At 72.4% G+C, this 4626-nt stretch carries 5 protein-coding genes; 3 read left to right on the top strand and 2 right to left on the bottom strand.

The window, feature by feature from the left end; all coding sequences use genetic code 11:
* Together VFE05_11500 and VFE05_11495 are read left to right on the top strand one after the other, a co-directional pair.
* On the top strand, nucleotides 1–423 hold a 423-nt coding region (locus tag VFE05_11500), incomplete at its 5' end, for a hypothetical protein (GenBank protein HET6230685.1).
* A 292-nt stretch (nucleotides 424–715) separates the two neighbouring features.
* On the top strand, nucleotides 716–2590 hold the full coding sequence (locus tag VFE05_11495; GenBank protein HET6230684.1) for a PAS domain-containing protein: 1875 nt from the start codon (nucleotides 716–718) through the stop codon (nucleotides 2588–2590).
* Here the strand turns inward: VFE05_11495 and VFE05_11490 are convergent.
* Nucleotides 2496–2933, bottom strand: a complete 438-nt coding sequence (locus VFE05_11490; protein HET6230683.1) for a helix-turn-helix transcriptional regulator — start codon at nucleotides 2931–2933, stop codon at nucleotides 2496–2498. The genes VFE05_11495 and VFE05_11490 overlap by 95 nt on opposite strands.
* A 400-nt stretch (nucleotides 2934–3333) precedes the next feature.
* Here VFE05_11490 and VFE05_11485 point away from each other — a divergent pair, with 400 nt between their 5' ends.
* Nucleotides 3334–3813 carry a TonB-dependent receptor plug domain-containing protein gene (locus VFE05_11485; protein HET6230682.1) on the top strand — a complete coding sequence of 160 codons (480 nt, stop codon included), beginning with the start codon at nucleotides 3334–3336 and terminating at the stop codon, nucleotides 3811–3813.
* Nucleotides 3814–4421: 608 nt separating this feature from the next.
* Here the strand turns inward: VFE05_11485 and VFE05_11480 are convergent.
* Nucleotides 4422–4626: SusD/RagB family nutrient-binding outer membrane lipoprotein (locus VFE05_11480; protein HET6230681.1), on the bottom strand; the 205-nt coding region annotated here is incomplete at its 5' end.

The following is a 4626-nucleotide window of genomic DNA, read 5'->3' as shown; positions in this document are numbered from 1 at the left end:
GGCGTCCTCTTCGCGGCGGATGCGTTCTTCGGCGCGGAGCCGCTGGCGAAGCACGGCGTGCCGTACCTGGTGGATGCCGGCCGCGCCCGCGCCACCCTCCTCCATCTCCAGTCCGCCCGTGCGCGGTGGATGGTGCCCGGCCACGGCGACGCGCTGGATGACCCGGCGCCGACGCTCGACGCGAACCTGGAGGTGATCGACCGCGCATTCGCATGGCTGCGCGGCCATCTCGCCCTCGCCCCGGCGCAGACGGAGGACGTGCTGGCCGAGTTCGCCGCCGCGTTCGGGCTGCAGATGGGGAACGCGGGGTCATACGTCCTCAACCGGACCGCGCTGCTGTCGTTCCTCTCCACCCTGGAGCGCGAAGGGGCCGCTTCCGTGCTGCTGGAAGGCGGCCGCTGGCTGTGGACCGGGACGGATTAGAAGCCCGTCGTCTCGGATTCCCGCCGCGGATTCGTTCCACCCCGCACCGAAGCTCGTCTTGGCGGTGTCCGTCCTTCGCCGCTACGAACCCGTACCGCGAAAGGACGAAGCCGTACCACAAAAGGAGGATTCGTGACCGGGATGTGACGGACGGCTCCGCGGCGATTAGATTGTATACTGTCTACAATTATACCGCGCATCTCGGCCGCCGCTCACACGGAGGCTGTCTCCGCTCCCGTCACGGGGAACCGGATGCGGCGCATCCGTGCCCCAACCCTGGAAGACGAATCCAATGCCCGAGCCCGGCACACCCGGCGCCGGACCGCCCCCGTCCACTTCCGTGCGCACCCTGCTGGAACGGCTGGCGGGCAGCGCGTGCGGAGTGGCCGGGACGCCTTGGGCGGTGCTGGCGCTGTGGGGCGACCGGGCCGAGATGACCGCGCCCTCGCCCGCCTTCGCCACGCGCATCTCGGCCGAGCCGGTGACGGGCGAGGCGATGCGGCTGCTCGCGGACCTGCTGCGGCGGTACGACGGCACGCTCGTGATCCAGTCCGCGGACGAGAACTCCGCGTTGCGCTCGGTGGACGCTCGGGCCTGCGCGGCCGTCCCGGTGCGCTGTGGCGCGGGGAACGTGCGGGGAGCCGTCTGCGCCCTCTCACCCGAGCCGCGCGAGTGGGGCGCGGAAGAGCTCGCCGCGCTCCGCGGCGTCGCGTCCGCCGCCGAGGCGGTGCTGACGCTGGACGAGGAGCCCCGCGCCGCCGGGCTGCCGGGCGAGATGCGGGCGGTGCAGCTCATCGAGGAGACGGGCCGCGGCTTCTTCTATGCCCGCGGGCTGGACGACCGCTTCACCGCAGTGTCCGGCTCGGTGCGCGACGTGCTGGGCTACGAGCCCGCCGAGCTGGTGGGCCTCACGCCGCACTCGCTGCACGACGGCCCCTCGCTGCACCCGCCCGGCGGCCTGAGCGCCGGGGCCCGCCGCGAGCCGTACATGCAGGCCGTGCGCGACCGCTTCGGCGAGCGGCGCGTGCTGCGCATCGTGGAGGGTCCGCTGCGCGAGGGCGGCGAGCTTGTGGGCGCCCACGGGCTGGCCTGGGACGTGACCGACCTGGTGCGCGCCACCGAGGCGCTGCGCGAGAGCGACAACCTGCTGCGCCAGATCACCGAGAACATCCACGAGGTGTTCTGGATCACCGACGTGGAGACCGGCACCGTGGAGTACGTGAGCCCCGCGTACGAGGAGGTGTGGGGCCTGAGCGCCGACGAGCTGTACGCCGACCGCGGCGCCCTGCTCGCCGCCGTCCACCCCGGCGACCGCGAAGCGGTGGCCGCCGCGCAGGCCACCATGGCGCAGGACGGCTACGACCTGGAGTACCGCGTGGTCCGCGCCTCCGACGGCGCCGTGCGCTGGGTGCACGCGCGCGCCTTCCCCGCCGCGGGCGAGGGCGGCAGGGTCACCCGCATGGTTGGCGTGGCCGAGGACGTGACCGAGCGCAAGGAGTGGCAGCTGGCCCTGCAGTCGCGCGTGGGCACCTACGCGCTGGTGGGCCGCGCCGTGCACGAGGTGCTGACCGACTGGGACCTGGAGAGCGACCGCGTGGCGTGGGACGGCGCGGTACGGCCCATGCTGGGATACGCGCCGGAGGAGATGGGGAGCACGCTGGAGTGGTGGGTGCGGCGCATCCACCCGGACGACCTGGAGCGGGTGATCGGGGGGATCGATGGCGTGACGAACGGCCTCACCGCCACCTACGTGGGCGAGTTCCGCTTCCAGCGCCGCGACGGCAGCCACGTGCCGGTGCTGGGGCGCTTCCACGCCGACCGCGACGCGGGCGGCAGCCCGGCCCGCGTGGTGGGCTCCATGCTGGACATGAGCGGCCACCGCGGCACCGACGAAGGGGCCGGCGCGGGCCGGCCCCCATCGGTGGTGGAGCTGGTGAGGCCGCTGCCCGGCGTGGGCGGCCTGCCGGGCGACCTGCTCACCCTCAGCACCGACCGGCCGGGCAAGGTGGGGCTGTACCGCGAGCTGTCGCTGGAAGACCTGCCCCCCGCCGTGGCGGGCGAGCTGGAGCGCCTCAGCCCTCGCGGCCGGCAGCCACACGGCGGCCCGGGCGCAGGCGGACGCCTCTCGCTTCGAGCACGGGCCGCTCACCTGCGCCTGGTGCCCTGATCCGCAGGAAGTCCACAGGCGCGGGCTCCGGCTGGCGCTCGCGCAGCACGCCCAGGGCGGCGCCCACCAGCGAGACCACCTGGTCGCGGTCGTCCTCGGTCAGGCCATCCATCCAGTCGCCGTTGCGGCGGGGCTGCTCGCCGGTGAGCAGCCAGTGGCCGTCCACCTCCAGCAGCTCGGGGAGGCGCAGGAAGATGACGCCGCTGGGCATGCGGCGGCCGGTGAGCCAGTCGCTCACGGTGGCGTCGCGCACCTCCAGCTCGCGGGCGAGCGACGTCTGCGAGATCCCGCGCCGGTCGATGGCCTCACGCAGGCGGTGGCGGAAAGCGGAGACGATGTCCATCGTTTCGGTTCCTTGTCTGTCGCCGTGCCCGTGCGGGCGGCGGCCGTGGTGAGCGCCGGGAACGGCCGGTTCCCGCGGAATCCCTCGCCGTCCGGAAGGCTCCGCGCCACGCGCGGGACCCACCGTTCTGCGTAAGATATCCGGCCAACCTGTCAGCCAGATTACTTCGCCGCGGGAGACGCGCGGGCCGCGAACACCCGCACCCCGCCTCCGGTCCCACCCCGCGCCGCACCCCGGCGCACCGCCCGGCGGGTGCTTGCGAAGAGTCGGAACGCGGGCGCTTTCCATGCATCCCGCGTCCGTGGGCGCCGCACCCCTCGTGCGCCCGCCCCGCAGTCTCCAGCCGCGCGGCCGCCCCGTGCCGTGCGGGCAGTGCCCACCCGTCACCCGGAGGCATGCCATGCAGGTCCACACGGGCAGCACCCCACTCGCCATCGCCGCATGCGGCGCGCTGCTGCTGGCCGCATGCGCTCCCGCGGCGCACCGACCCGGCGGGCCGCGCACGGGCGGGCGGATGGGCATCGTGGTCAACGCCGCGCAGATGGACGTGCGCGGCGCGAACCTGCTGGGGGCGCTCCAGGGCCACGTGCCCGGCATGGGCGTGCGGCACCCGGTGAACGCCAGCTGCCCGGCGATCACGCTGCGCGGTCCCAAGAGCCTGGTGGGCTCCAACGACCCGCTGGTGTACGTGGACGGCACCCGCGCCATCAACACCTGCGTGCTGGAGATGCTGAGCGCCGCCGACGTGCAGCGCGTGGAGGTCTACCCGGCCGGCATCGCCGCACAGCCCGGCTACGACTTCAGCGCCAACGGCCTCATCCTCGTCTTCCTCCAGACCGGCGCCGACGACGGCGCGCCGGAGACGACCACCGGGGAGTAGCGCGCGGGAGATTTCCGCGTGGTCGGGGGTTGTCGGTGGAAGGCTGTTGGGGAGATGCGACAATCGTCGGTTGATGAGCAGGGTGGCTGCCAGGGTAAGCCCCCGTCCTTGGACCGGCATCGACCTTTCGACAATGCTCCGCGCTGACTTGTGCCCCGCAGGTGGAAGCGCGCATCGGCGGGTGGATCGGGCGTGCATTCTCCCGCATCCGCGAGAATGCCGCCCATCTCCCGAGTTCTGTGGATCCGGCCGTGGCGGCTGAACACAGCCGCCGATGTTTCCGAAGCCGCGCCGACGCGCATCTTCCGACCAGCATCTACCAACGCTGTCCGTCTAATACGGAATCGGGGTAGATTGACTTGCCTTCGAGGAGTCTCGCCGAAGCGATTCAGACCATCGGTAGCAGCCCACGGAGGTGGGCTTCGCGCCGTCGTAGCCCGCGGCTTTAGCCGCCAGGGCGATGCTGGCCGCACCGATTCTCCCGGATTTCATATGATCTCGGGTGGGGTAGAGGCGGGGTGGGCAGAGGAGATCGGAAGAAGGTGAAAACGCAGAAGGGGCCTCCGCGAGGAGGCCCCTTCTGTTTACCAACTGTCAGGCTGCGCGGGTTACGGCTTCTCCCACCACAGCTTGTCGAAGATGCTCGTCCCGCCGCTGCGGGCCACTGCGGCCGCGCGGTTCTCCGTGTTCAGGAGCGACTCCTGGTTCGGATAGGTGAGACGGCTGGGGACCTTGGCGCCCGTGGTGGGCGTCAGGTTCGGAACCCCGGTGCGGCGGTACAGCGAGTACGCCTCGGGCCCATTGCCGTACAGC

This window comes from Longimicrobiaceae bacterium, from assembly GCA_035696245.1.
Classification (GTDB): Bacteria; Gemmatimonadota; Gemmatimonadetes; order Longimicrobiales; family Longimicrobiaceae; genus DASRQW01.
This window is presented reverse-complemented; position numbering and strand designations above follow the sequence as displayed.

Excerpts from the sequence above, each read along its gene's own strand:
- VFE05_11490 (HET6230683.1), bottom strand. The coding sequence starts at position 2,933 with ATGGACATCGTCTCCGCTTTCCGCCACCGCCTGCGTGAGGCCATCGAC.
- VFE05_11495 (HET6230684.1), top strand. The coding sequence starts at position 716 with ATGCCCGAGCCCGGCACACCCGGCGCCGGACCGCCCCCGTCCACTTCC.
- VFE05_11485 (HET6230682.1), top strand. The coding sequence starts at position 3,334 with ATGCAGGTCCACACGGGCAGCACCCCACTCGCCATCGCCGCATGCGGC.